A 23,777-nucleotide genomic window follows, 5' to 3' on the forward strand; every position below is an offset into this window, starting at 1 on the left:
GGGGGGGGAAGAGCCCGCAGGGGGCGGGCTTTCAGGCGGTGGCGAAGGAGTAGAAGCGCTTCAACGTGCAGTGTTCGTCGAGCAGTCGGCCGTAGATCGGCTCGCCCTCGAGCTCGCGGTAGGTCTCGATCGGGTCGCCTTTTATGATCAGCGCCCGCGCGCACTCCACGCACCAGTATTGGTAGGAGGGGTTGAGCGGCTCCATGTCGCGGACGATCGGCGTCCCGCTGCCGCACCAGTCGCACTTCCGGCTGTGTGCACCCATGGGTCAGCCGTTCCCTCCCCTTTGGTCCCGTCCGCTACCGGCCGTCCGATTCTGCCACGAGACCCTGTCGGAACAGCAACAATCCCGCCTCTCCTTGACGGAGAGACGGGATCGTCCGGGTTGTGGAGCTAAGGAGAATTGAACTCCTGACCTCCTGCATGCCATGCAGGCGCTCTACCAACTGAGCTATAGCCCCGCTGTTCTCGGCTTCCCCCGGAGGTTTCCCTCCGCGTTCCCCGCGAACAAGAAGAACTTTAGCCTGTGACCTGGCCGGATGTGAAATCGGGCCGTGGGCGGCCGCCGGGCGGGCCGCTCAGTCGTCGTCGCCGAGCACCGGCTCGGGCAGCGTCCCCGCGTTGTGCTCCAGCAGCCGCCAGCCGCGCGCGCCCTCACCGAGCACCGACCAGCAGCAGTTGGTGAGGCCGCCGAGCGCCTCCCAGGACGACGACTCCAGGCCGATCAGGCGGCCGATCGTCGTACGGATGGTGCCGCCGTGGCTGACCACGACGAGCGTGCCGCCGTCGGGCAGCTTGTCGGCCTGGGCGAGGACCACCGGGGCGGCCCGGTCGGCGACCTCGGTCTCCAGCTCGCCGCCGCCGCGCCGCACGGGCTCGCCGCGCTTCCACGCCGCGTACTGCTCGCCGTACCGCCCGATGATCTCCTCGTGCGTGAGGCCCTGCCACTCCCCCGCGTACGTCTCGCGCAGGGCGGCGTCATGCGCGACCGGCAGGCCGGTGACGGCCGCCAGCTCGGCGGCGGTCGCCGCGGCGCGCTTGAGGTCGGAGGCGACGATGGCGTCCGGCCGCAGCGCGGCCAGCAGCCGGGCGGCCCGGCGCGCCTGCGCGACGCCGGTTCCGGTCAGCTCGATGTCCGTGGAGCCCTGGAAGCGGCGCTCCAGATTCCATGCGGTCTGGCCGTGCCGCCAGAGGACGATGCGCCGGCCCCTGGTGGCCGCGGCGCCCGGTCCCGTACCGCCCGCGCCGGCGTTCAGCTCAGCTCACCGTCCAGGTCGGCCTCACCCAGCGTCTTGGCGTGCTCCTCGGCCTTGCCGCGGGTCGCGACGGCGTCGGCCGGGAGGTCGATCTCGGGGCAGTCCTTCCACAGCCGCTCCAGGGCGTAGAAGACACGCTCCTCGCTGTGCTGCACGTGGACGACGATGTCGACGTAGTCGAGCAGCACCCAGCGGGCGTCGCGGTCGCCCTCGCGGCGCACCGGCTTGGCGCCGAGCTGCTTGCTCAGCTGCTCCTCGATCTCGTCGACGATCGACTTGACCTGGCGGTCGTTGGGGGCCGAGGCCAGCAGGAAGGCGTCGGTGATCGACAGTACGTCGCTGACGTCGTACGCGATGATGTCGTGCGCGAGCTTGTCTGCGGCCGCCTGTGCGGCGGCCTTGATGAGCTCGATGGAGCGGTCCGTGGCGGTCACAAGCCATGCTTTCGATAAAGAGGGTCAGTACGCCTCAAGGGTCTCACGACCCGCCGACAGCACTCCTGGCCTTTTCGCCGGGGCCGGCCGGGCCCTCGCCCGGCCGGCCCGGCCGTCAGCTCTTGTAGTCCTTGCCCAGGACCACCGTGACGTCGGCGTTGGCGGCTCCGGTGCCCTTCTTCACGGCGCCCGCGGGCAGGCCCAGCGTCTTGGCGACCTCCTTGGCGTCGGCCTCCCGCCTGTCGTCCGCGTACGTCACCGCGGACGCCGCCTCGGCCGTGCCCGCCGTGCCCGCGTCGACGACGGTGTAGCCGCCGTTGACGAGCGTGACCTGGGCGGTGCCGGACGCACCCTTGGCCCCTGTGGCGTTCTTCACGCTGACCCTGGGCGTCGCGTTCTTGCCGCCGGTGTCCTTCACCGTGCCGCCGAGGACGTCCTTGACCACCTTGCCGGTCGCCTGGTCGCCGAGCGTCCCGTCGGTCTGCACGGGCAGCGCCGTGGTGTCGTACGCGCCCGCCTTGGCGAGCGTGGCGAGCCGGGCCAGGGAGGCGCCGAGCTGTTCGACGGACAGGGAGGGGTCCGGGATCTGCGCGAGGGACTCCATCGTGCGGGTCGCCGCCGCGGGGTCGCCGGACAGCTTCTTCAGCACCGCCTGCATGACCTGCCCGAAGCGGGCCAGCTGCTTGCCGGGGTCCTCACCGGAGGCCCGGTAGGTGGCGTACGACACCGCCATCTGGCCGCCCAGGTTCTGCGCGGTGCCCTTGTGGACCACCGGGCTGTCACCGGGCTTCGCGCCGGGGACGTCGGTGTCGGTGTCCAAGGCGATGCCGCCGACGAGCTCGACCAGGTTCTCCAGATACGGGGTGTCCAGCCGCCAGCTGCCCTTGATGTCCGCACCCAGCAGGGTGTTCAGGGCGTCGCGGGTCGCGCCGGTGCCGTCGTCCTGGACGGACTTGCCGAGCGTGGTGGAACCGCCGCCGTCCTTGGCGACGGCCAGCGCGTTCGGCAGCAGGACCGTCGTGCCCTTCTTGGTGGTCTCGTTGTCGACCAGGAGTGCGGTGGAGCTGCCGCCCCCCTGGGTCGTCCTCAGGTGGACGACGATCACGTCGCGCTTCTGCGCCCCGCTCGCCGTGGCCGCGCCCTCCTTGTCACCGGAACCGGCCCACCACATGTAGGCGGCCGCACCGCCCAGGGCGAGCACGAGCACCACGACGAGGGCGACGACGCGGTTGCGCCCCTTGCGCTTGCGCTCGTCGCGCCGTTCGGTGCGGCTCTCGCTGAACTTGAGCCAGTCGATGACGTCCTCGGAGTCCTCGTCCGGCTCCTCGATGAAGGAGAACTGCTCGGTGCGGTAGTCCGGTGCGGGCGCCTGCCCCGGCACCTTGGAGGACGGCTCGTGCCGCTCCTCCCGCGGCTCCTCGCCCGCCTCGTGGGCGGGGGCACCGGCCTGCCGGGGGATCCACTCCTGCTGCTGGGTCTGCTGCGCGGGCTGCTGCTGCGGCTCGTAGAACTGGTGCTGCTGCTCGTGGAGCTGCTGCGGCTGCGGCTGCGCATACGAGTCGTAGCCGCCCTGGCCTTCGTAGCCGTAGCCCTGCTGGGGTTGCTGCTGCGCGGGCTGCACCGGCTGCCCGTACACGTCGTACACCCGCTCCGGGGCGTCCGGCCGGTACACCGGCTGCCCATAGGCGTCATAGCCGTGGACCTGCGGCTGACGGCCGTACGGATCCTGCGCGTACGGGTCCTGTCGGTCGTTCACCGGTGCCCCTCACGTGCCTTCAGTGCCGGTACAGGTTGCGCTTGTCGATGTAGCGCACCACACCGTCGGGCACCAGGTACCAGACCGGGTCGCCCTTCGCCACGCGCGTGCGGCAGTCGGAGGAGGAGATCGCGAGCGCGGGCACCTCGACGAGCGAGACGCCGCCCTCGGGCAGGCCGGGGTTGGCCAATATGTGGCCCGGCCTGGTCACACCGATGAAGTGGGCCAGCGAGAACAGTTCCTCGGTGTCCCGCCAAGTGAGGATCTGGGCCAGCGCGTCGGCACCGGTGATGAAGAACAGGTCGGCGTCGTCGTTGAGGGCGCGCAGGTCGCGGAGGGTGTCCGTGGTGTACGTCGGACCGCCGCGGTCGATGTCGATGCGGCTGACCGAGAACTGCGGGTTGGACGCGGTGGCGATCACCGTCATCAGATAGCGGTCCTCGGCCGGTGACACCGTCCGGTGGCTCTTCTGCCACGGCTGACCCGTGGGTACGAAAACGACCTCGTCGAGGTGGAACTGCGCGGCCACCTCGCTGGCGGCGACCAGGTGGCCGTGGTGGATCGGGTCGAACGTCCCGCCCATCACTCCGAGCCGCCGCTTCACGGGCCCTGTCTGCTCTCCCATGCGTGCAGACCCTACTGGGCGCGGCGGGGCGCCGGACCCGCAGGGACCGGGTGGGCTCAGCGGTCGCGGTTGAAGCGGGTCGTGATCCACAGGAGGAGCACCAGGATCACCAGGGCGGCGCCGCCGGTCATGTACGGGCTGAGGCTCGGGTGGGTGTCCACGTGCTCGCCCTCGGAGGCGAGTGTGGCCAGGGCTGTGTGGGCTGAGGCGAAAGCGCTCATCGTCGGCAGGACCTATCCGGGACGGTAGTCGGGCAGAGACTTCTGCCACATCGTATGCGGGGGGCGTGCGCGGGCTCACGCCGACTCCACAGGTCAGTCCTTCTTGCCGTACCCGCGGAGCAGGAACCAGGCGAGGAAGGCGATGCCGACGACGCCGACGACGAGGACCGTTCGGATGAGGGCGCCGGGGCCCTGGTCGCCCTTGGAGACGGCGAGCAGTTCGGTGAAGCCGGGGTTCGCGGTGAACGCGTGGATGTCGGGCATGCCTCCAACGGTAGCCATGCCGGGGGCAGCGCCTACTGTGGGGTTGGGCAGCCGGGCGGGTGACGGCCGCCGGGCCATGATCAGCGCATGGAGGGGGTCTTGATGAGCGACAGCGACGACGGCGCCAGGAGCGAGAGCGCTTCCGGCACGGCCGGCGAGGGGCACGAGCGGGTGCCCGGCCGGCAGCGGAAGCGGTTCCCCGAGATCTCCTCGCGCGCCTACGAGCACCCCGCGGACCGCTCGGCCCTGGTGGCGCTGCGCAAGCTGAGCGGCTTCGACACCGTCTTCAAGGCGCTGAGCGGGCTGCTGCCGGAGCGCAGCCTCAGGCTGCTCTACCTCTCCGACTCGGTGCGGGTGAGCGATCAGCAGTTCCAGCACCTGCACACGATGCTGCAGGACGCCTGCTACATCCTGGACCTGCCGAAGGTCCCGCCGATGTACGTCACCCAGGACCCGCAGCCCAACGCCATGTGCATCGGCCTGGACGAGCCGATCATCGTGGTCAGCACGGGCCTCGTCGAGCTGCTGGACGAGGAGGAGATGCGGGCGGTCGTCGGCCACGAGGTCGGCCACGCGCTCTCGGGCCACGCGGTCTACCGGACGATACTGCTGTTCCTGACCAACTTCGCGCTCAAGATCGCCTGGATCCCGCTGGGCAACCTCGCGGTGATGGCCATCGTGACGGCGCTGCGCGAGTGGTTCCGCAAGTCGGAGCTGTCGGCGGACCGGGCGGGCCTGCTGGTGGGCCAGGACCTCCAGGCGTCGATGCGCGGCCTGATGAAGATCGCGGGCGGCAACCACCTGCACGAGATGAACGTGGACGCGTTCCTCGCGCAGGCCGAGGAGTACGAGGCGGGCGGCGACCTGCGCGACTCCGTACTGAAGATCATGAACGTGCTGCCGCGCACGCACCCCTTCACGACCGTGCGGGCGGCGGAGCTCAAGAAGTGGGCCGGGAGCCGCGACCACCAGCGGATCATGGACGGCCACTACCCGCGGCGCTCGGAGGACGGCAGCACCTCGGTGTCGGACTCCTTCCGGGAGTCGGCGAGCCATTACGCGGACTCCGTACGGGCCAGCAAGGACCCCCTGATGGGCCTGGTCCGGGACCTCGCGGGCGGGGCCAGTGACCTCGGCGGGCGGCTGCGCGACACGTTCGGCGGGCGGAGTGGTTCCGCCGCGCCGTCCTCCGAGGGCGATCAGAGCGCCTCGGAGGGGCCCGAGAAGCCCGCGGACGGTCCGGAGGGCAAGAAGCCCGGCGGCGGGGCGCCGAAGCCTTAGGCGGCCTCTGGGGCCGCCTGGACCGCCTGCCTCCCCCAGACACCATCCGGGGGTCCCCCCCCTGCGGGCGGCAACGCCCTACGGGCGGCAACGCCCTACGGGCGCGTCCTCAATCGCCGGACGGGCTGGATGTGGCTGATGTGGGTGCGGACACCGCCGCGCAGCAGTGGTGCGGGCTCAGGACCAGCCGCACGGCTAGCCGTGCGGCTGCGCGCTCGCCGCGAGTGAGCCGCAGAGCGCCGTCGCGTCCTGGCCCGTCGTGTAGGGGTTGGTGACCGACGGCCCGTCCCCGCTCGCGTGCTCGCCCGCCAGGAGCGGGCGGAGGTAGGCGGCGTCGTCGGCCGAGCAGGACTCCGGGCCCGCCTGGAGATAGCTCTGCACGACAGTCAGGTGGTGCTCCTGGAGGCCGTCCCGGTCGAAGCGGAAGCGCATCGTGCGGCGCACGGTGAACAGCGAGGCCCCGCCGGCGTCGGCACCGAGGTCGGCGCCCGTCTTCGCGGGCCGCAGCGCGTAGACGAACGTGTGGTCGCCCGAGACCTCCAGCGTGCCGGGGGCCGCCTCCGAGACGGAGAAGACGCCCTGGGTCCGCACGGGCGTGCTCACCAGGGCCACCTGGGCGGGGTCGAAGCGGATCAGCCAGCCGGTGGCGGCGTGCCGCCCGTCGCCGGAGGGGTGGTCGAAGCTGCGGTCGAACTGGTCGAGCTGCGCCGGGTCGAGCAGCACCCGCAGCGTGCGCTGCGCCCCGCCGATCAGGACGGCCGGGTCGATCGCGGACTTCACCACGTACTCCTTGGCCGCCGCCAGCGCGGCCATCACCTGGCTCTCGGAGAAGTGCTGCGTGCTGCGCACCGGAGGCAGGGTGACGCCCTCCTCGCCCAGCCGGAACTGCGCGGCCGGGCTGTGGTCGAAGAGCTGCGCCGCAGGCCCGCCGGGCACGGGGTCGCGCGGGGCGAGGGGTATGACCGTGGAGCGCATCGGCTCCGCGACGGGCACCGCCGCGTCCTTGTAGGGGTGGCGCAGGCCCATGTAGACAGCCGTGCCGAAGGCCAGGGCGATCAGTATCACCAGGACGAGCACCTGTCGCGAGGTGCTGACCCGGGCCCACACATGGCGGTTGCGCACGGCGAGCGCGTGGTCACCCATCCGCTCGCGTGCGGAGAACTCCTGGAGGCGGGCAGCGCGGATGAACGATTCGTCGAAGACGACGGATCGGTACTCGTCCTCCCCGCCCCCGGGGACACCCTCGGGCGTCCCCTCAGGTGGGTCTCCAGGCCCGTCCATACCTCAAGAGTAGGTCCGTCGGGGCCTTGGTAAACGCGCTGGTACACGACAAGTTGTGAGGAAAATTCCGGCTGCCGGATGCACGCATGTCAACCCCGGCCCGACCTGGTCAGCGGCGGGGTGCCGCGGAGGCCACCGGGGGCTCCGAATCGACCGACACCGACGGCAGCGGACCCGGCCGCCCGCTCGCCGGGGCGTCCACTCCGGTCGTCGCGGGCGGCGGGTCGGAGCTGGGCCGGTTGCCGGAGGAGGAGCTGCGGTAGACGGCGGCGAAGGCGAGGGCCACCACGCCGATGCCCATCACCACGGCGAGCACCCACGCCACAGGGCGCTGCCACCGGGCGTGCCCCCGATAGGGCCCGCGCACGCCGCCGTAACGCCCGTACGGGCCGTAGGCGTCGTCCGGGTCGAGGTCGTGGGCGAGGCTGTACCACCCGCTCGCGCGGCCGCTGTGGTGGCCCGTCGGGCCCGCGACGAACCCGCCCTCGTAGGGCTCCTCGAAATCCAGCGCGTCGTCGTCGGCGGGCCCGCCGCCCGCCCGGGCCCGGGAGGCCTCCGCCTCCGCGCGGGCCTGGGCCGCGGCGAGCATCCGCTCGGCCGCGGTCGGTTCGTGGATCGCGGCGGACCGCACGAACTCCTCGTCGAAGACCACGGAGGCGAACGCGTCGTCCGCGTCTCCGTGGCGGTGGCTGTCGGGCTCCTCGCCGTCCGGGAACGGCTGGCCCCCCACGTCGTCCGGCACCCGTCCAGCGTAGCCCCGGAACGCTCAATCCGCGCAGCCGGTACGGGAATTCAGCTCCCCGGACGCGCTCCGCCGCGGACGTGGCCGTCGCCCGTGACGATGTACTTCGTCGAGGTGAGCTCGGGCAGCCCCATCGGCCCGCGGGCGTGCAACTTCTGCGTGGAGATGCCGATCTCGGCTCCGAAGCCGAACTGACTGCCGTCGGTGAACCGCGTCGAGGCGTTGACCGCGACCGTCGTGGAGTCCACCAGCTGGGTGAAGCGGCGGGCGGCCGCCTGCGACGTGGTGACGATTGCCTCGGTGTGCCCGGAGGTCCACAACCGGATGTGCCGTACGGCCGCGTCCAGGTCGTCCATCACCGCGGCCGCGATGTCGTACGACAGATACTCCGTCTCCCAGTCCTCGACGGTCGCGGGCACGACGGTCGCCGGGCTGCCCTCCGCCAGCGCGAGCACGCGCTCGCAGCCGTGGACGGTCACGCCCGCCTCGGCGAGCGCGGCGAGGGCGCGCGGCAGGAACTCCGCCGCGATGTCCTGGTGGACGAGCAACGTCTCGGCCGCGTTGCACACACTGGGGCGCTGCGCCTTGGAGTTGACGAGGATGTCCACGGCCATGTCGATGTCGGCGTCGGCATCCACGTACACATGGCAGTTGCCGGTGCCGGTCTCGATGACCGGGACGGTGGACTCCTCCACGACCGTACGGATCAGCGAGGCGCCGCCGCGCGGGATCAGCACGTCGACCATGCCCCGGGCGCGCATCAGCTCCCGTACGGACTCCCGGCTCTCACCCGGGACCAGTTGCACGGCGTCGGCCGGCAGACCGGCACCGCCCACGGCGTCCCGCAGGACGCGCACGAGGGCGGCGTTGGAGGCGTACGCGGAGGAAGAGCCGCGCAGCAGCACGGCGTTGCCGGACTTCAGGCAGAGGGCCGCGGCGTCCACGGTGACGTTGGGCCGGGCCTCGTAGATGATCCCGACGACGCCGAGCGGGACGCGCACCTGGCGCAGGTCGATGCCGTTGGGGAGGGTGGAGCCGCGCACGACCTCGCCGACGGGGTCGGGCAGGGCCACGACGTCCCGCACGTCCTTGGCGATGGCCCGCACCCGCTCGGGGGTGAGGGTCAGCCGGTCGATCACGGTCTCGCTGGTGCCGGCGGCGCGGGCCTTCTCGACGTCCTCGGCGTTGGCCTCGACGATCTCCTTGGTGCGCACCTCCAGCGCGTCGGCGATCGCCAGCAGCGCCTCGTCCTTCACCGAGCGCGGCAGTGGCGCCAGGTCGGCGGCCGCGGCGCGGGCGCGGTAGGCCGCGCGCAGCACCGGGGACTGCGGCATGGGGTCGGCGAGGGGGGAGGGGAAAACGCTGCTCATGGCTCGCAGCCTAGCCGCGTCGCGCGCCCGGTCCACCATGCATTCCGGACTGCGGACAGTGCGCGGGCCCCGCGGCGGCCGGAACCCGGCGCCTTCAGAAGGGGTGCACGCCGACCGGGGTGGCCGGCAGCGGGCCGTAGCCCTCCGCGATGCGCTGGTGGTACGTCCCCCGGTCGATGACCTCCAGGCCGACGATCTCCCACGGCGGGAGCCGGGCGGACGAGCGGTGCTCGCCCCACAGCCGCAGCGCGACGGCCGCCGCGTCGTGCAGGTCGCGCGCCTCTTCCCAGTAGCGGATCTCGGCGTGGTCGCCCGCGTAGCGGCTGGTCAGCAGGAACGGGTGATCGTGCGCGAGCTGTTCGAGACCCCGGCGGACCTCCGCGAGCGGCTCCTCGGCACCCGAGACGCTCAGGGTGATGTGCCACAGCCGCGACACCTCGCCCTCACGCTCCGTGGCCAGGGCCCCGGCCTCCCGCTGCCCGCCCTCCGCGCTCCCGCGCGGCCCCTCCACGGCGTCACCCGTGCCGACGCTGGTCAGGGTGCGCTCCGCCGTCCCTCGGGGCATGGCCCCTGGGCGCCCTCGTCTCACCGGCGGCCTCCTGTTGATCGCTGCTCCGCGCGCATACGGCGGAGCCGTGTCGTGCTGCTCTCGCTGCGCCCTGTGTTCGATGCCGGGGGCCGCCTGCCCGTGACGGTCCCCGCAACAAAGTTGACCAGCCTCCGGGCGGCCGCGTGGCGGTTTTCCGGAAGGTCCCCATGGAAAGGCTGGACGGATCGCGACTTCTCGTCCCTGTATGACGCCCGTCAGCGGCGCAGCACGACCAGGTCGTCCCGGTGCACGACCTCCCGCTCGTAGCCGGGGCCCAGCTCCTTCGCCAGGTCACGGGTGGAACGGCCGAGGAGCTGCGGGATCTCCGCCGCGTCGAAGGCGACGAGCCCGCGGGCCACGGCCCGGCCCTCGGAGTCCCGCAGCTCGACCGGATCGCCCGCGCTGAATTCACCCTCGACGGCCGCGATGCCGGCGGGCAGCAGGGACGCGCTGCCCTCGATCACGGCCCGCACGGCGCCGTCGTCGAGGGTGAGCGCCCCGCGCGGCGCGGAGGCGTGCGCGAGCCACAGCAGGCGGTCGGTGGAGCGGCGGCCGGTGCGGTGGAAGAAGGTGCCGGTCGGCCGCCCGGCGAGCGCGTCGGCGGCCTGGCTGGCGGAGGTGAGCACCACGGGCACACCGGCCGCGGCCGCGATCCGGGCCGCCTCGACCTTGGTGACCATGCCGCCGGTGCCGACGCCCGCCTTGCCAGCGCTGCCGATCGAGACGCCTTCGAGGTCGGCGGGGCCGCTGACCTCCGCGATCCGGGAGGTGCCCGGGATACTGGGGTCGCCGTCGTACAGCCCGTCGACGTCCGACAGCAGGATCAGCAGGTCGGCCCGTACGAGGTGGGCGACGAGGGCGGCCAGCCGGTCGTTGTCGCCGAAGCGGATCTCGTCCGTGGCCACCGTGTCGTTCTCGTTGACGACCGGCACCGCGCCCATCGCCAGCAGCTGGTCGAGCGTGCGGTAGGCGTTGCGGTAGTGCGCGCGGCGGCTGGTGTCGTCGGTGGTCAGCAGCACCTGGCCGACGCGGCGGCCGTAGCGCGCGAAGGACGCCGTGTAACGGGCCACGAGCAGCCCCTGGCCGACGCTGGCGGCCGCCTGCTGGCGGGCCAGGTCGCGCGGGCGCCGGTCGAGCCCCAGGGGCGCGAGCCCCGCGGCGATGGCGCCGGACGAGACCAGCACTATCTCCTTCTCCACGCCGGCCTTGGCCAGCGTGTCGACCAGGGCGTCAACCCGGTCGGCGTCGAGCCCCCCGCCCGCGGTGGTGAGTGACGAGGATCCCACCTTGACCACGATCCTGCGGGCGCCGGTCACCTCCGCCCGTGCCCCCGCCGCTGCCCCCGTACTCGCCCCTGCCCCTGTCACGTCCGCACACCTCTAGTGATCGCCGGTCCTGTGGTGACTGCTCCGGCCCGCAAATCTACCGTCTGAGGATTGTGGTCGTTCGGCCCTGTTTTGCGATGATTGCCATCGGCGAAGATTGCCCCTGGACCAGCGACCGTCATACGGTCGGTGGTCGACCGTTGTCCTCCTCCCCTGGCCGACCGCCCGGAGGAGCCCCGCGGTCCCCCGCATTCCCCGTCCTTCCCCGCCCGCCTGCCAGGAGCCCGCCCAGTGCCTTCTGCCGGAACCGCCTCGCGCCGAGCCGTACAGCTCGTGGCGCTGCTCGCGATGCTGGTGTTCTTCGCCGCCCAGCTCGTCGGGGCGCTGCTGCCCCTCGTGCCGCTCCTGATCGCCGCTTCGGCGGCGGGCCTCGCGCTCGACCTCTACCTCCAGCACCGGGACCCCGGTCTGGTCGCCGTCCTCGGCAAGCTCCGCTTCGACGTCATGGTGCGGCAGCTGCTGCGCGACATGATGGTGCTGATCGGGCTGCTGCGGCTGCACGGCGACGGCTCGCTGCGCGACTACGCCCCGGTCTTCGTCGGCCTGGTGCTCTTCTACGCCGCGCACCTCGCCTGCCAGGCCACCGCGCTGCTGGTCCGCCGCAGCCGCACGCTGCCGTTCCTGACCCGGAACGTCGACACCACCGGCCTGCACCTGTCCGCCGCCCCGCCGCGCCTGCTGGCCCGCCAGCACGGCCGCCGGCTGCTGCGCTTCGCCGTCCCCGCAACCGCGGGTCTGCTGGTGACCGCGGGCACCGGGAAGGCCCTGTGGGGCGAGATCGGCGTCGGCGTCGCCCTCCTGCTGGCCCTCGGCGGCACCGCGCGGCTGGCCACCTGGCTGCGCCCGAAGAAGCGCATCGCGAACGACCAGCAGGCGCTGGAGTGGCTGGACCGCTGGCTCGCCGACTACAAGCCCACCGTCGGCATGTACTTCTCCGGCGGCACGAGCTCCGCCTACCAGGCCAACATGTGGCTCTCCACGCTCGCCGAGCTGGACGGCAACCCGGTCATCGTGCTCCGCGAGCGCTTCATGGTGCAGAAGATCGACGCCACCGACGTGCCCATCGTGTGCATCCCCAAGGTCGTCCACCTGATGGCCCTGGAGAAGTCCTCGCTGAAGATGATGCTGCACCCCGCGAACTCCGGTAAGACCTCGCAGGTGCTGCGCATGCCGTCCATCAAGCACGCCTTCACCAACCACGGCGAGAGCGACAAGCTCTCCAGCTGCAACCCGTACTCCAAGGCGTACGACGAGATCTGGGTCGCCGGGCCCGCCGCCCGCGAGCGCTACCAGCTCGCCGACATCGGTGTCGACGACCGCGACGTGGTCGAGGTCGGCCGCCCCCAGCTGGCCCCGATCCAGCCGTACGCCGGGGCGCCCGCCACGCCGTACACCACCGTGCTCTACGCCCCCACCTGGGAGGGCTGGGACGGCCAGCCGGGCAACACCTCGGTCATGCTCGCCGGCGAGAACATCGTCCGCGCCCTGCTCGCCGACCCCGCGGTGCGGCTGCTCTACAAGCCGCACCCGATGACCGGCTCCGTCGACCCGCGCGCCGGGCGCGCCAACGAGCGCATCCAGGCCATGATCCGCGAGGCCAACGCGAAGCGCGGCGGGGACCGGCCCGGCCCCGAGGCCGCCGCCGAGCTGGCGCGCCGCACGGCCGAGCTGGACCGGCTCACCACCAGCACCTTCCGGGACAGCGCCGACGAGATCGAGCGCATGATGCTCCAGGGCACGCCCGAGAAGGGGCGCGCCGCGACCGTGGAGGCCGCGACGGCCGCCTGGGAGGCCGCGTACTGGGCCTCGCTGCCGGTCTGGGAGCACCAGGTCATCACCGGCCCGCGCCCGGCCCTCTACACCTGCTTCAACCAGTCCGACCTGCTGATCAGCGATGTCTCCAGCGTGGTCTCGGACTACCTGATCAGCGAGAAGCCGTACGCCGTCGCGAACACCAGCGGAATGGCCGAGGAGGAGTTCCGTGCGGGCTTCCCGACGGTGAGCGCGGCGACGATCCTCTCGCCGGAGGCGACCGAGGTGCCGGGGCTGCTCGCCGCGGTCCGCGACCCCCGCCAGGACGGCTTCGCCGCGGCCCGCGCGGAGCTCAAGGTCCAGCTGCTGGGCCCGTCCGACCCGCCGTCGCTGGTCCGCTTCAACGCCGCGGCGCTCTCGCTCGCGGCGGAGGCCGACGCGCGGCGCGAGCGGATGGAGGCTCGCGCCTCCGAGATCCCGCCGCAGCGCGCGGACGAGACGGCGTCGGTCTGATCCCTCGCTGCCCTCAACCGCCGGGCGGGCTGGTCCTATCCAGCTCACCCGGCGGTTTTTGTTTTTCCCCAGCCACGCCCCTTCCCGCAGCATCTGATGCGCGGCTCCGCCGCGGCCGGGGCTCCGCCCCGGACCCGTGCTCGGGTGCGGGCCGGGGGGGGCTTTGTTCCCCAGTCCCGCCCCTTCCCGAACTGGGGCTTCGCCCCAGACCCCGCAACACGCTTCGCGCGTTGTCCTCAAACTCCCCCAGCTACCGCTGGGAGGTGCCCCCAACGGGCTGATTCCAGCCCGTCCGGCGTTTGAGGACGCGACCGAAGGTCGCAGGGGGTCTGGGGGTCTCCCCCAGTTTCGGGAAGGGGCGGGGCTGGGGAAACAAAAACCCGCCCGGCGAGAAGCACGCCGCGAAGGCGCGCCCCCACCGGGCGGGGAAGTGACGATCCGTCAGGAGGTCCGTCAGAACGGCTTGAAGCCGTCGAACTCCTGCTGTGCCTCGTCCCGTTCGGCCTCCCGCTCGCGACGCCGCGTCGCGGCCGGCCGCGGAGCCTCCAGGCGGTGGTCCTCGCCACGGCGGCCGAGCATCTCCGCACCCGCCATCATCGTCGGCTCCCAGTCGAAGACGACCGCGTTGTCCTCGGCACCGATGGCCACGCCGTCACCCGCGCGCGCACCGGCCTTCAGCAGCTGGTCCTCGACGCCGAGGCGGTTGAGGCGGTCCGCGAGATAGCCGACGGCCTCGTCGTTGCTGAAGTCGGTCTGGCGCACCCAGCGCTCCGGCTTCTCGCCGCGCACGCGGTAGATGCCGTCGTCCTCCAGCGTGACCGTGAAGCCCGCGTCGTCCACGGCCTTCGGGCGGATGACGATGCGGGTCGCCTCCTCCTTCGGCTTCGCGGCGCGCGCCGCGGAGATGATGCCGGCCAGCGCGAAGGAGAGCTCCTTCAGGCCCGTACGGGCGACGGCGGAGACCTCGAAGACCTGGTAGCCGCGGGCCTCCAGGTCGGGCCGGATCATGTCGGCCAGGTCCTGGCCGTCCGGGATGTCGATCTTGTTGAGGACGACGATGCGCGGCCGGTCGTCGAGACCGCCGTACTGCGCCAGCTCCGCCTCGATGACGTCCAGGTCGGAGACCGGGTCGCGGTCGGACTCCAGGGTCGCCGTGTCCAGCACGTGCACGAGGACCGAGCAGCGCTCGACGTGCCGCAGGAATTCGAGGCCGAGGCCCTTGCCCTGGCTGGCGCCCGGGATCAGGCCCGGGACGTCGGCGATGGTGTAGACGGTCGAACCGGCCGTGACCACGCCCAGGTTCGGGACCAGCGTCGTGAAGGGGTAGTCCGCGATCTTCGGCTTGGCGGCGGAGAGCACCGAGATCAGCGAGGACTTGCCCGCGCTCGGGTAGCCGACCAGCGCCACGTCGGCGACGGTCTTGAGCTCCATGACGATGTCACGGGCCTCGCCGGGCTCGCCGAGCAGCGCGAAGCCGGGGGCCTTGCGGCGGGCGGAGGCCAGCGCCGCGTTGCCCAGGCCGCCGCGGCCACCCTGGCCGGCGATGAAGGTGGTGCCCTGGCCGACCAGGTCGGCGAGGACGTTGCCGTCCTTGTCCAGCACGACGGTGCCGTCCGGCACGGGCAGGACGAGGTCCTGGCCGTCCTTGCCGGAACGGTTGTCGCCGGCGCCCGGCTGGCCGTTGGTGGCCTTGCGGTGGGGGCTGTGGTGGTAGTCGAGGAGCGTGGTGACCGACTGGTCCACGACCAGGATCACATCGCCGCCACGGCCGCCGTTGCCGCCGTCCGGGCCGCCGAGCGGCTTGAACTTCTCACGGTGCACGGAGGCGCAGCCATGGCCTCCGTTACCCGCGGCGGCATGCAGCTCGACGCGGTCCACGAAGGTGGTCATTGCGGTTGCCTCCTGGGGGTGCCCCCGGCCGAAGGCTGGGGGAGTACGGGGATGTCTCTGTACTAACACGCCGAGGGCGGACCGGCTTCCCCGTCAGGAAAAGCGGCCCGCCCTCGGAAAGGTGCTTTGTGTCGTGCCGAAAGGCTGATTACTCAGCGATCGGGACGATGTTCACGACCTTGCGACCACGGTGGGTGCCGAACTGCACCGCACCGGCGGCCAGCGCGAACAGGGTGTCGTCGCCACCGCGACCGACGCCCGCGCCCGGGTGGAAGTGGGTGCCGCGCTGGCGGACCAGGATCTCACCGGCGTTGACGGCCTGGCCGCCGAAGCGCTTGACGCCGAGCCGCTGAGCGTTGGAGTCGCGACCGTTCCGAGTGGACGATGCGCCCTTCTTGTGTGCCATGTGTTCTCAGTCCCTTACTTCGCAGCCGTGGGGATGCCGGTGACCTTGATCGCCGTGTACTGCTGGCGGTGACCAATGCGCTTGCGGTAGCCGGTCTTGTTCTTGTACTTCAGGATGTCGATCTTGGCACCCTTGTGGTGGTCCACGATCTCGGCCTGGACCTTGATCCCGGCCAGCACCCACGGGTCGCTGGTGACGGACTCGCCGTCGACCACGAGCAGCGTGGAGAGCTCGACGGAGTCGCCCACCTTGCCGTCGGAAATCTTGTCAACCTCGACGATGTCGCCGACAGCAACCTTGTGCTGGCGACCACCGCTACGCACGATTGCGTACACGCGGATCTCACTCTCTCGCTGGTAATCGGGACCTCTGATGCCAGCCGCCCACGTGGGCACGAAGCCCGCGCATATCCGAAGGGACGAGCGGCCTCTCCCGGAATTCACCGGGAGGGATTTGCTCAGGGGTTGGCGTACAGACGCCGAAGGCAAGGTTACGGGGCCCTGCCCAAGGGGTCAAACCGGGCCCCTGCCCCGGACCGCCGCTCCATGGAGCGGCCGTTCGGGCGGAACACCGGGCCGGTTCCCCGGGTGTCCGGCGGGCCGTACAACGGCCCGCCGGACACCCGGGAAGGAACAACCGGCCTATTCCTCGGCGGAAGCCGCGGCCGGGGCCGTGGCGGCCTTCTTGGCCGTCTTCTTCGCCGGGGCCTTCTTCGCCGCCGTCTTGGTGGCCGTCTTCTTGGCCGTGGCCTTCTTGGCGGTCGTCGTCTTCTTGGCCGCCGCCTTCTTGGTGGCGGTGGCCTTCTTCGCCGGGGCCTTCTTGGCGGCCGTCTTACGGGCCGTCTTCTTGGCCGGGGCCGGGGCCTCCTCGGTCCCGGTCCCGGCCTCGGTCTCCGCGGCCGACGGGGCGACGGCCTCCGGCTCCACCGGCGCCGGCTCGGGCTCCGGGGCGGCGGGCGCGGTCACGACGACCACGGCCGCTTCCTCGGCCGCCGTGGGCGAGCCCGCCGGGGCGGACGCCCTGCGGGTGACCCGGCGGCGCGTACGGGCGGGAGCGGCCGGAGCCGCTTCCACCGGGGCCTCGGCCACGGGCTCCGCGACCGGCTCGGGCGCGGCCTCGGCGACCGGCTCGGCAACCGCCGGCTCGACGACCGGCTCGGGGGCCGCCGCGGTCTCCACGACGATCTCCGGCTCGGCGGCCGCCGGCGAACCCGCCGGAGCCGTCGCCTTGCGGGTCGCCCGGCGGCGCGTACGGCCACCGCGCGGACCGGCGGCGGCGCGCGCCTCGGCCGGGCTGCCGAACCACTCCTCGTCCCCGCCGACCGACGGCTGGAGTTCCGCCTCGGTCACCGTGACGGGCTCCAGCTCGGGCGCCTCGAAGGCGGCCTCCGCCTCGGCCTCGGCCTGCTCGGCGGCCTCCGCCGGCACGTGCTCGTGCTCGTGCGGCTGGCCCTTGCCCTTCTTCTTGCCGCGCTTGCCGCCACCGCCACCGCCGACGGACGTGGGCTGGTCCATGTGGACGATCACGCCGCGGCCGTTGCAGTGCACGCAGGACTCGGAGAACGACTCCAGCAGGCCCTGGCCGACCCGCTTGCGGGTCATCTGCACCAGGCCCAGCGAGGTCACCTCGGCGACCTGGTGCTTGGTGCGGTCCCGGCCCAGGCACTCCAGCAGGCGCCGCAGCACGAGGTCGCGGTTGGCCTCCAGCACCATGTCGATGAAGTCGATCACCACGATGCCGCCGAGGTCGCGCAGCCGCAGCTGACGCACGATCTCCTCGGCCGCCTCGAGGTTGTTCTTGGTGACGGTCTCCTCGAGGTTGCCGCCCTGACCGGTGAACTTGCCGGTGTTGACGTCGACCACGACCATCGCCTCGGTCCGGTCGATCACGAGCGAACCGCCGCTCGGCAGCCAGACCTTGCGGTCCAGCGCCTTCATCAGCTGCTCGTCGATCCGGTACGTGGCGAAGACGTCGACGTCCGACGTCCACTTCTGCAGCCGGTCGGTGAGGTCCGGCGCGACGTGCGAGACGTAGCCGTGGATGGTCTCCCAAGCGCCCTCGCCGCTGACGATGACCTTGGAGAAGTCCTCGTTGAAGATGTCGCGCACGACGCGGACGGTCATGTCCGGCTCGCCGTACAGCAGGGTCGGGGCGTTGCCGCTCTTCGCCTTCTTCTGGATCTCCTCCCACTGAGCCTGGAGGCGCTGCACGTCACGCGCCAGCTCCTCCTCGCTCGCGCCCTCGGCGGCCGTACGGACGATGACGCCCGCGTCCTCGGGGACGATCTTCTTGAGGATCTGCTTCAGGCGCGCGCGCTCGGTGTCGGGCAGCTTGCGGCTGATGCCGGTCATGGAGCCCTCGGGCACGTACACGAGGTAGCGGCCCGGCAGCGAGACCTGGCTGGTCAGACGGGCGCCCTTGTGACCGATCGGGTCCTTGGTGACCTGCACGAGCACGGACTGGCCGGACTTCAGCGCGGTCTCGATGCGGCGCGGGCCGTTGCCCATGCCGAGCGCCTCGAAGTTGACCTCACCGGCGTAGAGCACGGCGTTGCGGCCCTTGCCGATGTCGACGAAGGCGGCCTCCATGGACGGCAGGACGTTCTGGACCTTGCCCAGGTAGACGTTGCCGACGTAGCTGGTGGCCTGCTCCTTGTTGACGTAGTGCTCGACGAGGACGTTGTCCTCCAGCACGCCGATCTGGGTGCGCTCACCGCTCTGGCGCACGACCATCACGCGCTCGACGGCCTCACGGCGGGCCAGGAACTCGGCCTCGGTGATGATCGGCACACGGCGGCGGCCCTGCTCACGGCCCTCACGGCGGCGCTGCTTCTTCGCCTCCATGCGGGTGGAGCCCTTGATGGACTGCACCTCGTCGAAACCGGTGCCGGGCTCGCGCTCCTCGCGCTTGCGGGGCTCGCGGACCTTCACGACCGTACGCTCCGGGTCGCCCTCGGCGACCTCGCCCTCGGCGTCGCCACTGCGGCGACGGCGACGGCGGCGACGGCGGCTGCCCGCGGAACCGGCGCCCGGCTCCTCGCCGTACGCCTCCTCCTGGTCCTCCTCGGCGGCCTCGGCCTCCGGCTCGGCCTCGGCGGACTCCTCGTCGGCGGCCTCGGGCTCCCCGGCCTCACCACGGCGGCGGCGACGGCCACCCCGGCGGCGACGGCGCGAGGGGCGGTCCGACTCCTCGTCGTCGTGGGCGGCCTCGGCCTCTTCGGCCTCCTCGCCCTCGGGCTCCTCGGCGACGGCGGGCAGGGTCTCCTCCGCCACGGCCTGCTCTGCCTCGGCGGGCTCGCCACGACGGCGGCGGCGACGGCGGCCCGCGGACGGCTGCGCGGCCTCGGCGGCACGCTCGGTCTGCTCGGCCTGTCCGACCTGCCCGACCTGCTCGGCCTCGGGCTCCTCCGCCGGCACGGTGGCGGCGGCAGCGGCGGCCGCGGTCTCCGGCGTCTGGAACATCGGCTCGGTGAAGACCGGCGCCTGGAAGACGGCGGTCGGCGGGCGCACGGCGCGACGGCGGCCACGCGCGGGGGCCTCGGCGGGCTCCGCCGGGGTCTCCGTGGCGGCTTCCCGCGCACGGCTCTCGGCCTTGGCGGCCTCCAGCGCGGCGGCAGCGGCCTCGGCGTCACCGGTGGCGACCTGGCGGCGGCCGCGCGTACGGGCCGGGGCGGCCTCGGCGGCCCCCTCGGACTCGGCGGCACGGCGGCGCGTACGGCGGCCACGGGTCTCGGCGACCGGCGCCTCCTCCTCGGCCGGAGCGGCCTCGGCGGGCGCCTCGGCGGCCTGCGGGGCACCTGCCGGGGCGGTGGCCTTACGGGTGGCACGGCGGCGCGTACGGGGAGCGGGGGCCGTGGTCTCCTCGACGGCCTCCACCTCCTCCTCGGCCTCGACCTCTGCCTCGGCCTCGACGACGGGCTCGGCGGGCGCGGCCGGCTCGACCACGGTCTCCGCGGTCTGCGGGGCACCTGCCGGAGCGGTCGCCTTACGGGTGGCACGGCGACGCGTACGGGCGACCGGCGCGGCCTCGGCGGCGGGCGCCTCAGCCTCGGCGACCTCGACGGCCTCGGGCTCGGCGGGCTCGGCCGTCACGGGCGCCTCAGCGGCCGTCTCGGCCTGCTTCGGGGCACCGGCGGGCGCACTGGCCTTGCGGGTGGCACGACGGCGCGTACGGGCCGGCTTGGCGCCTTCAGCCTCGATGTCGACGGCCTCGGTGTCGGCGGCCACGGCGGCGGGGACCTCGGGGGTCTCCTCCGCGACCGGCTCGGCCGTCCGGGGGGCGCCCGCGGGGGCCGTCGCCTTGCGCGTGGCACGGCGGCGGGGGCGGGCGGGGGTGGCGGGCGCCTCGGCGGCGGCCGGGGCCTCGGCGGCGGGCGCCGGGGTCTCCGGCTGCGCCTCTGCGGCGGGGACCGTCACGGACTGTGCGGTCATGTCCCCGGCCGACGGCGGGCCGGCGGGGCGGGACGCCGCACGGCGGCGGCGTCGCGGCGGCAGCGTGTCTCCAGGACCGCTGTCGGAGTGGTTGGCGGGCTCAATGGGTTCGAGCATGCGGGCGGTTCTCCCGTCACGCTCCCGGGCGCCGTGCCTTGGTCCGGCCCGGCGGTCCGCGTGATGTGCGCGGTACCGCCGTCCGGGGCGCGGTCGCCGCACGGGAGCTGTCGTCTCGCTCACCGGGTCCGAAACGTCGGCACCGGCGAAAGTCTTCTGGTCAGTGCGCCTGCCGGACCCGGGTGGCTCCCTGGTGGACCGGCGGCACGGCGACGGCCGTCCTTACACAGAACCTTCCGGCACCTGCGCGGCACCGGCGCTCTGTCCGGCGGCCGTGGTTGCGGCCGGGGAAGCGTCGCGGTCGGGCGCGAGCGGGTCGGTCACCGTGCCGGACTCCTCATCGAGCAGCCCCTGCGCCAGCCTGGTCACCGCAGCGGGGACCGGCGGCGCCAGGTCGGCCGTGGCGCGGAGACCGGACAGGACGTCGTCGGGTCGAACGGCAGGTGTCAAATGCCGAACAACCAGCCGCAGTATCGCACAGGCAGCGTCGCCGGGCCTATCGGCCGGAGCGTCGAGGGCCTCGAGCCGGACGACCGCGGCGCGGGTGTCGAAGGTGCGCAACCCATTTTTCGTGCGGCGCTGGACCTCGACGGTCTCCGCCGCGAGGAAGGCCGCCACGGCCCGCTCGGCGTCCGCGACCTCCACGCCGTCCAGCCGCAGCTCCCATACGGATGCCTCGAGCCGGTCGGCGAAGGAGGAGGTGTGCGCCTCCACCGCGTCCGTGATGTCGAGCCCGTCCGGCAGCGAGTCGTCGAGCAGCTTGCGCAGCTCCTGCGGGTCGCGGGCCGAGGCGAGCTGGATCTCCAGGAACTCGGCCTCGCTGCCCGTGCCGGTGGGTGCGGCATTGGCGTACGACACCTTGGGGTGCGGGGTGAATCCGGCCGAGTACGCCATGGGCACCTCGGCGCGGCGCAGGGCCCGCTCGAAGGCGCGCTGGAAATCACGGTGGCTGGTGAACCGGAGGCGGCCGCGCTTGGTGTAGCGCAGACGAATGCGCTGCACCGCGGGTGCAGGCGGCGGGCCTTCGGGCTGTCGCTTGCCCAGTGTTCTGTCCTTCGTGAGTGCGGTCGTACTGCTACCTAGAGTACGTGCCTCACGGGGGGACGCGTCCGGGCGGGCTAGGACTCGTCGGTGACGAGGATGTCCTTGTCGTTGAAGACCTCGACGATGAAGATCAACAGGCGGCCCATGCTCACCGTGTACTCGACCAGGATGTTCTGCGTCAGCCGGATGGTGCGGTCGTCCCCGGTGGCGCTCATGGCGCGGGAGAGCCCGGTGAAGGGGTCACGCGCGAGCAGCGCGATGCCCTTGTCGAACGCGGCACGCTGCTGGTCGTCCAGCCGGTCGCGACGGACGGCGGCCTGCTCGGTGAAGTGAACCTGGTACGTCGGTGTCATGTCGCCTCCCCTTCACATGCGGCTGCGCGGGAGGGCACCGGCCCTCCCGCGCAGCTCACGGTATTACTTCACCACCGACAGCGGGAGCAACTTCCTGCCTGTCGGGCCGATCTGGATGCTGGTGTCCATCTGCGGGCAGACGCCGCAGTCGAAGCACGGGGTCCAGCGGCAGTCCTCGACCTCGGTCTCGTCGAGGGCGTCCTGCCAGTCCTCCCAGAGCCAGTCCTTGTCGAGACCGGAGTCCAGGTGGTCCCAGGGCAGGACCTCCTCGTAGGTGCGCTCGCGCGTGGTGTACCAGGCGACGTCGACGCCCTGCGGCGGCAGCGCCTGTTCGGCGGACTTGATCCAGCGGTCGTACGAGAAGTGCTCGCGCCAGCCGTCGAAGCGGCCGCCCGATTCGTAGACCGCGCGGATGACGGCGCCGACGCGGCGGTCACCGCGGGAGAGCAGGCCCTCGATGATGCCGGGCTTGCCGTCGTGGTAGCGGAAGCCGATCGAGCGGCCGTACTTCTTGTCGCCGCGGATCTTGTCGCGCAGCTTCTCCAGCCGGGCGTCGGTCTCCTCGGCGGAGAGCTGCGGCGCCCACTGGAACGGCGTGTGCGGCTTGGGCACGAAGCCGCCGATGGAGACGGTGCAGCGGATGTCGTTCTGGCCGGAGACCTTGCGGCCCTCGGCGATGACGTTGACCGCCATGTCACCGATCTGGAGGACGTCCTCGTCGGTCTCGGTGGGCAGGCCGCACATGAAGTACAGCTTCACCTGGCGCCAGCCGTTGCCGTACGCGGTGGAGACCGTGCGGATCAGGTCCTCCTCCGAGACCATCTTGTTGATGACCTTGCGCATGCGCTCGGAGCCGCCCTCGGGGGCGAAGGTGAGGCCGGACCGGCGGCCGTTGCGGGTGAGCTCGTTGGCGAGGTCGACGTTGAAGGCGTCCACGCGGGTCGACGGCAGGGAGAGGCCGATCTTGTCCTCTTCGTAGCGGTCGGCGAGGCCCTTGGCGATGTCACCGATCTCGGTGTGGTCCGCGGAGGACAGCGACAGCAGGCCGACCTCCTCGAAGCCGGTCGCCTTCAGGCCCTTTTCCACCATCTCGCCGATGCCGGTGATGCTCCGCTCCCGCACGGGGCGCGTGATCATGCCGGCCTGGCAGAAGCGGCAGCCGCGGGTGCAGCCGCGGAAGATCTCCACGGACATGCGCTCGTGCACGGTCTCGGCGAGCGGGACGAGCGGCTGCTTGGGGTAGGGCCACTCGTCGAGGTCCATCACGGTGTGCTTGGACACGCGCCACGGCACGCCGGAGTGGTTGGGCACGACACGGGCGATCCGGCCGTCGGCCAGATACTCCACGTCGTAGAAGCGCGGGACGTAGACGCCACCGGTCCTGGCCAGGCGCAGCAGCACCTCGTCGCGGCCGCCGGGGCGGCCCTCGGCCTTCCACGCCCGGATGATGTCGGTGATCTCCAGCACGGCCTGCTCGCCGTCACCGATCACCGCGCAGTCGATGAACTCCGCGATCGGCTCGGGGTTGAAGGCCGCGTGGCCGCCGGCGAGGACGATCGGGTGGTCGACGGTGCGGTCGGCGGCGTCGAGCGGGATGCCGGCGAGGTCGAGGGCGGTGAGCATGTTGGTGTAGCCGAGCTCGGTGGAGAAGCTCAGGCCGAAGACGTCGAACGCGCCGACGGGCCGGTGGCTGTCCACGGTGAACTGCGGGACCTTGTGCTCGCGCATCAGCTGCTCGAGGTCCGGCCACACGCTGTACGTGCGCTCGGCGAGGACGCCCTCGCGCTCGTTGAGGACCTCGTAGAGGATCATGACGCCCTGGTTGGGCAGCCCGACCTCGTAGGCGTCGGGGTACATGAGCGCCCAGCGGACGTCCGTGGACTCCCAGGGCTTGACCGTGGAATTGAGCTCTCCACCGACGTACTGGATCGGCTTCTGCACATGCGGGAGCAGAGCTTCGAGCTGCGGGAAGACCGATTCGGCAGACATACCCGAGACCTTCGTGAGCTGACAGGGGTGACCCTCAAGGCTAACGCAGCCGAGGTCACGCCCTTGCACGGCGGAATTC

At 72.2% G+C, this 23,777-nt stretch carries 21 protein-coding genes and 1 tRNA gene; 2 read left to right on the forward strand and 20 right to left on the reverse strand.

Annotated elements, in window-relative coordinates:
* Positions 1-31: 31 nt before the first annotated feature.
* From AB0435_RS16680 to AB0435_RS16715, 8 genes are all read right to left on the reverse strand, one after another.
* On the reverse strand, positions 32-265 hold the full coding sequence (locus AB0435_RS16680; RefSeq protein WP_361530883.1) for a hypothetical protein: 234 nt from the start codon (positions 263-265) through the stop codon (positions 32-34).
* Positions 266-388: 123 nt separating this feature from the next.
* Positions 389-461 (reverse strand) — tRNA-Ala (locus AB0435_RS16685).
* Positions 462-578: 117 nt separating this feature from the next.
* Positions 579-1,256, reverse strand: a complete 678-nt coding sequence (locus AB0435_RS16690) for a histidine phosphatase family protein (protein ID WP_366005575.1) — start codon at positions 1,254-1,256, stop codon at positions 579-581.
* A complete protein-coding gene (rsfS, locus tag AB0435_RS16695) occupies positions 1,253-1,690 on the reverse strand; it encodes a ribosome silencing factor (RefSeq protein ID WP_366005541.1) in 438 nt (145 codons plus the stop codon). The genes AB0435_RS16690 and rsfS overlap by 4 nt, the downstream gene beginning before the upstream one ends.
* A 115-nt stretch (positions 1,691-1,805) precedes the next feature.
* Positions 1,806-3,446: an LCP family protein gene (locus AB0435_RS16700; protein ID WP_366427302.1), complete on the reverse strand. Its 1,641-nt coding sequence runs from the start codon at positions 3,444-3,446 to the stop codon at positions 1,806-1,808.
* A 19-nt stretch (positions 3,447-3,465) separates the two neighbouring features.
* A complete protein-coding gene (gene nadD / locus AB0435_RS16705; protein WP_366005539.1) occupies positions 3,466-4,071 on the reverse strand; it encodes a nicotinate-nucleotide adenylyltransferase in 606 nt (201 codons plus the stop codon).
* Between the two features lie 56 nt (positions 4,072-4,127).
* Complete coding sequence (locus AB0435_RS16710) at positions 4,128-4,292, reverse strand: hypothetical protein (protein WP_366005538.1); 165 nt, start codon at positions 4,290-4,292, stop codon at positions 4,128-4,130.
* A 93-nt stretch (positions 4,293-4,385) separates the two neighbouring features.
* Positions 4,386-4,556, reverse strand: coding sequence for a hypothetical protein (locus AB0435_RS16715; RefSeq protein ID WP_366005537.1), 171 nt, complete (start codon positions 4,554-4,556; stop codon positions 4,386-4,388).
* A 102-nt stretch (positions 4,557-4,658) separates the two neighbouring features.
* On the opposite strand from AB0435_RS16715, the gene AB0435_RS16720 reads away from it, so the two are divergent.
* Entirely contained in the window at positions 4,659-5,837 is a 1,179-nt protein-coding gene (locus AB0435_RS16720; RefSeq protein ID WP_366427303.1) for a M48 family metallopeptidase, read from the forward strand.
* A gap of 195 nt (positions 5,838-6,032) precedes the next feature.
* On the opposite strand, the gene AB0435_RS16725 is transcribed toward AB0435_RS16720, so the two are convergent.
* The 5 genes from AB0435_RS16725 to proB all read right to left on the reverse strand — a co-directional run bounded on the left by AB0435_RS16725 (position 6,033) and on the right by proB (position 11,135).
* Positions 6,033-7,118, reverse strand: coding sequence for a hypothetical protein (locus AB0435_RS16725; protein ID WP_366005535.1), 1,086 nt, complete (start codon positions 7,116-7,118; stop codon positions 6,033-6,035).
* A gap of 109 nt (positions 7,119-7,227) precedes the next feature.
* Entirely contained in the window at positions 7,228-7,860 is a 633-nt protein-coding gene (locus AB0435_RS16730) for a hypothetical protein (protein ID WP_366005534.1), read from the reverse strand.
* Positions 7,861-7,910: 50 nt separating this feature from the next.
* Positions 7,911-9,230, reverse strand: coding sequence for a glutamate-5-semialdehyde dehydrogenase (locus tag AB0435_RS16735; RefSeq protein ID WP_366005533.1), 1,320 nt, complete (start codon positions 9,228-9,230; stop codon positions 7,911-7,913).
* Between the two features lie 94 nt (positions 9,231-9,324).
* The gene (locus tag AB0435_RS16740) at positions 9,325-9,819 is read right to left on the reverse strand and encodes a hypothetical protein (protein WP_366005532.1); all 495 of its coding nucleotides are present in this window, start codon (positions 9,817-9,819) and stop codon (positions 9,325-9,327) included.
* Positions 9,820-10,034: 215 nt separating this feature from the next.
* Positions 10,035-11,135 (reverse strand): glutamate 5-kinase, encoded by a 1,101-nt coding sequence (gene proB, locus AB0435_RS16745; RefSeq protein ID WP_366427318.1) that lies wholly within the window; start codon positions 11,133-11,135, stop codon positions 10,035-10,037.
* 300 nt (positions 11,136-11,435) lie between these two features.
* On the opposite strand from proB, the gene AB0435_RS16750 reads away from it, so the two are divergent.
* Entirely contained in the window at positions 11,436-13,469 is a 2,034-nt protein-coding gene (locus AB0435_RS16750; RefSeq protein ID WP_366005531.1) for a hypothetical protein, read from the forward strand.
* 453 nt (positions 13,470-13,922) lie between these two features.
* Here the strand turns inward: AB0435_RS16750 and obgE are convergent, their stop codons facing one another.
* From obgE to AB0435_RS16785, 7 genes are all read right to left on the reverse strand, one after another.
* Positions 13,923-15,359 carry a GTPase ObgE gene (gene obgE, locus AB0435_RS16755; RefSeq protein WP_366427304.1) on the reverse strand — a complete coding sequence of 479 codons (1,437 nt, stop codon included), beginning with the start codon at positions 15,357-15,359 and terminating at the stop codon, positions 13,923-13,925.
* Between the two features lie 148 nt (positions 15,360-15,507).
* On the reverse strand, positions 15,508-15,765 hold the full coding sequence (rpmA, locus tag AB0435_RS16760; protein WP_361535646.1) for a 50S ribosomal protein L27: 258 nt from the start codon (positions 15,763-15,765) through the stop codon (positions 15,508-15,510).
* 14 nt (positions 15,766-15,779) lie between these two features.
* Positions 15,780-16,100 carry a 50S ribosomal protein L21 gene (gene rplU, locus AB0435_RS16765; protein WP_087928145.1) on the reverse strand — a complete coding sequence of 107 codons (321 nt, stop codon included), beginning with the start codon at positions 16,098-16,100 and terminating at the stop codon, positions 15,780-15,782.
* A 306-nt stretch (positions 16,101-16,406) separates the two neighbouring features.
* Positions 16,407-20,312, reverse strand: coding sequence for an Rne/Rng family ribonuclease (locus AB0435_RS16770; RefSeq protein ID WP_366427305.1), 3,906 nt, complete (start codon positions 20,310-20,312; stop codon positions 16,407-16,409).
* A 222-nt stretch (positions 20,313-20,534) separates the two neighbouring features.
* Positions 20,535-21,314 (reverse strand): TIGR03936 family radical SAM-associated protein, encoded by a 780-nt coding sequence (locus tag AB0435_RS16775; protein WP_366006217.1) that lies wholly within the window; start codon positions 21,312-21,314, stop codon positions 20,535-20,537.
* Positions 21,315-21,430: 116 nt separating this feature from the next.
* Positions 21,431-21,709 carry a hypothetical protein gene (locus AB0435_RS16780; protein WP_366006218.1) on the reverse strand — a complete coding sequence of 93 codons (279 nt, stop codon included), beginning with the start codon at positions 21,707-21,709 and terminating at the stop codon, positions 21,431-21,433.
* Between the two features lie 63 nt (positions 21,710-21,772).
* On the reverse strand, positions 21,773-23,698 hold the full coding sequence (locus AB0435_RS16785; RefSeq protein ID WP_366006219.1) for a TIGR03960 family B12-binding radical SAM protein: 1,926 nt from the start codon (positions 23,696-23,698) through the stop codon (positions 21,773-21,775).
* Positions 23,699-23,777 lie beyond the last annotated feature (79 nt).

The sequence above is a fragment of the Streptomyces sp. NPDC051173 genome, from assembly GCF_040689515.1.
Taxonomy (GTDB): domain Bacteria; phylum Actinomycetota; class Actinomycetes; order Streptomycetales; family Streptomycetaceae; genus Streptomyces.

What these genes read in the sequence shown, in the direction of transcription:
- AB0435_RS16680 (WP_361530883.1), bottom strand. Translation starts at nt 265, where the DNA reads ATGGGTGCACACAGCCGGAAGTGCGACTGGTGCGGCAGCGGGACGCCG.
- nadD (WP_366005539.1), bottom strand. Translation starts at nt 4,071, where the DNA reads ATGGGAGAGCAGACAGGGCCCGTGAAGCGGCGGCTCGGAGTGATGGGC.
- AB0435_RS16710 (WP_366005538.1), bottom strand. Translation starts at nt 4,292, where the DNA reads ATGAGCGCTTTCGCCTCAGCCCACACAGCCCTGGCCACACTCGCCTCC.
- AB0435_RS16715 (WP_366005537.1), bottom strand. Translation starts at nt 4,556, where the DNA reads ATGCCCGACATCCACGCGTTCACCGCGAACCCCGGCTTCACCGAACTG.
- AB0435_RS16720 (WP_366427303.1), top strand. Translation starts at nt 4,659, where the DNA reads ATGAGCGACAGCGACGACGGCGCCAGGAGCGAGAGCGCTTCCGGCACG.
- AB0435_RS16725 (WP_366005535.1), bottom strand. Translation starts at nt 7,118, where the DNA reads ATGGACGGGCCTGGAGACCCACCTGAGGGGACGCCCGAGGGTGTCCCC.
- AB0435_RS16735 (WP_366005533.1), bottom strand. Translation starts at nt 9,230, where the DNA reads ATGAGCAGCGTTTTCCCCTCCCCCCTCGCCGACCCCATGCCGCAGTCC.
- obgE (WP_366427304.1), bottom strand. Translation starts at nt 15,359, where the DNA reads ATGACCACCTTCGTGGACCGCGTCGAGCTGCATGCCGCCGCGGGTAAC.
- rpmA (WP_361535646.1), bottom strand. Translation starts at nt 15,765, where the DNA reads ATGGCACACAAGAAGGGCGCATCGTCCACTCGGAACGGTCGCGACTCC.
- AB0435_RS16770 (WP_366427305.1), bottom strand. Translation starts at nt 20,312, where the DNA reads ATGCTCGAACCCATTGAGCCCGCCAACCACTCCGACAGCGGTCCTGGA.
- AB0435_RS16780 (WP_366006218.1), bottom strand. Translation starts at nt 21,709, where the DNA reads ATGACACCGACGTACCAGGTTCACTTCACCGAGCAGGCCGCCGTCCGT.
- AB0435_RS16785 (WP_366006219.1), bottom strand. Translation starts at nt 23,698, where the DNA reads ATGTCTGCCGAATCGGTCTTCCCGCAGCTCGAAGCTCTGCTCCCGCAT.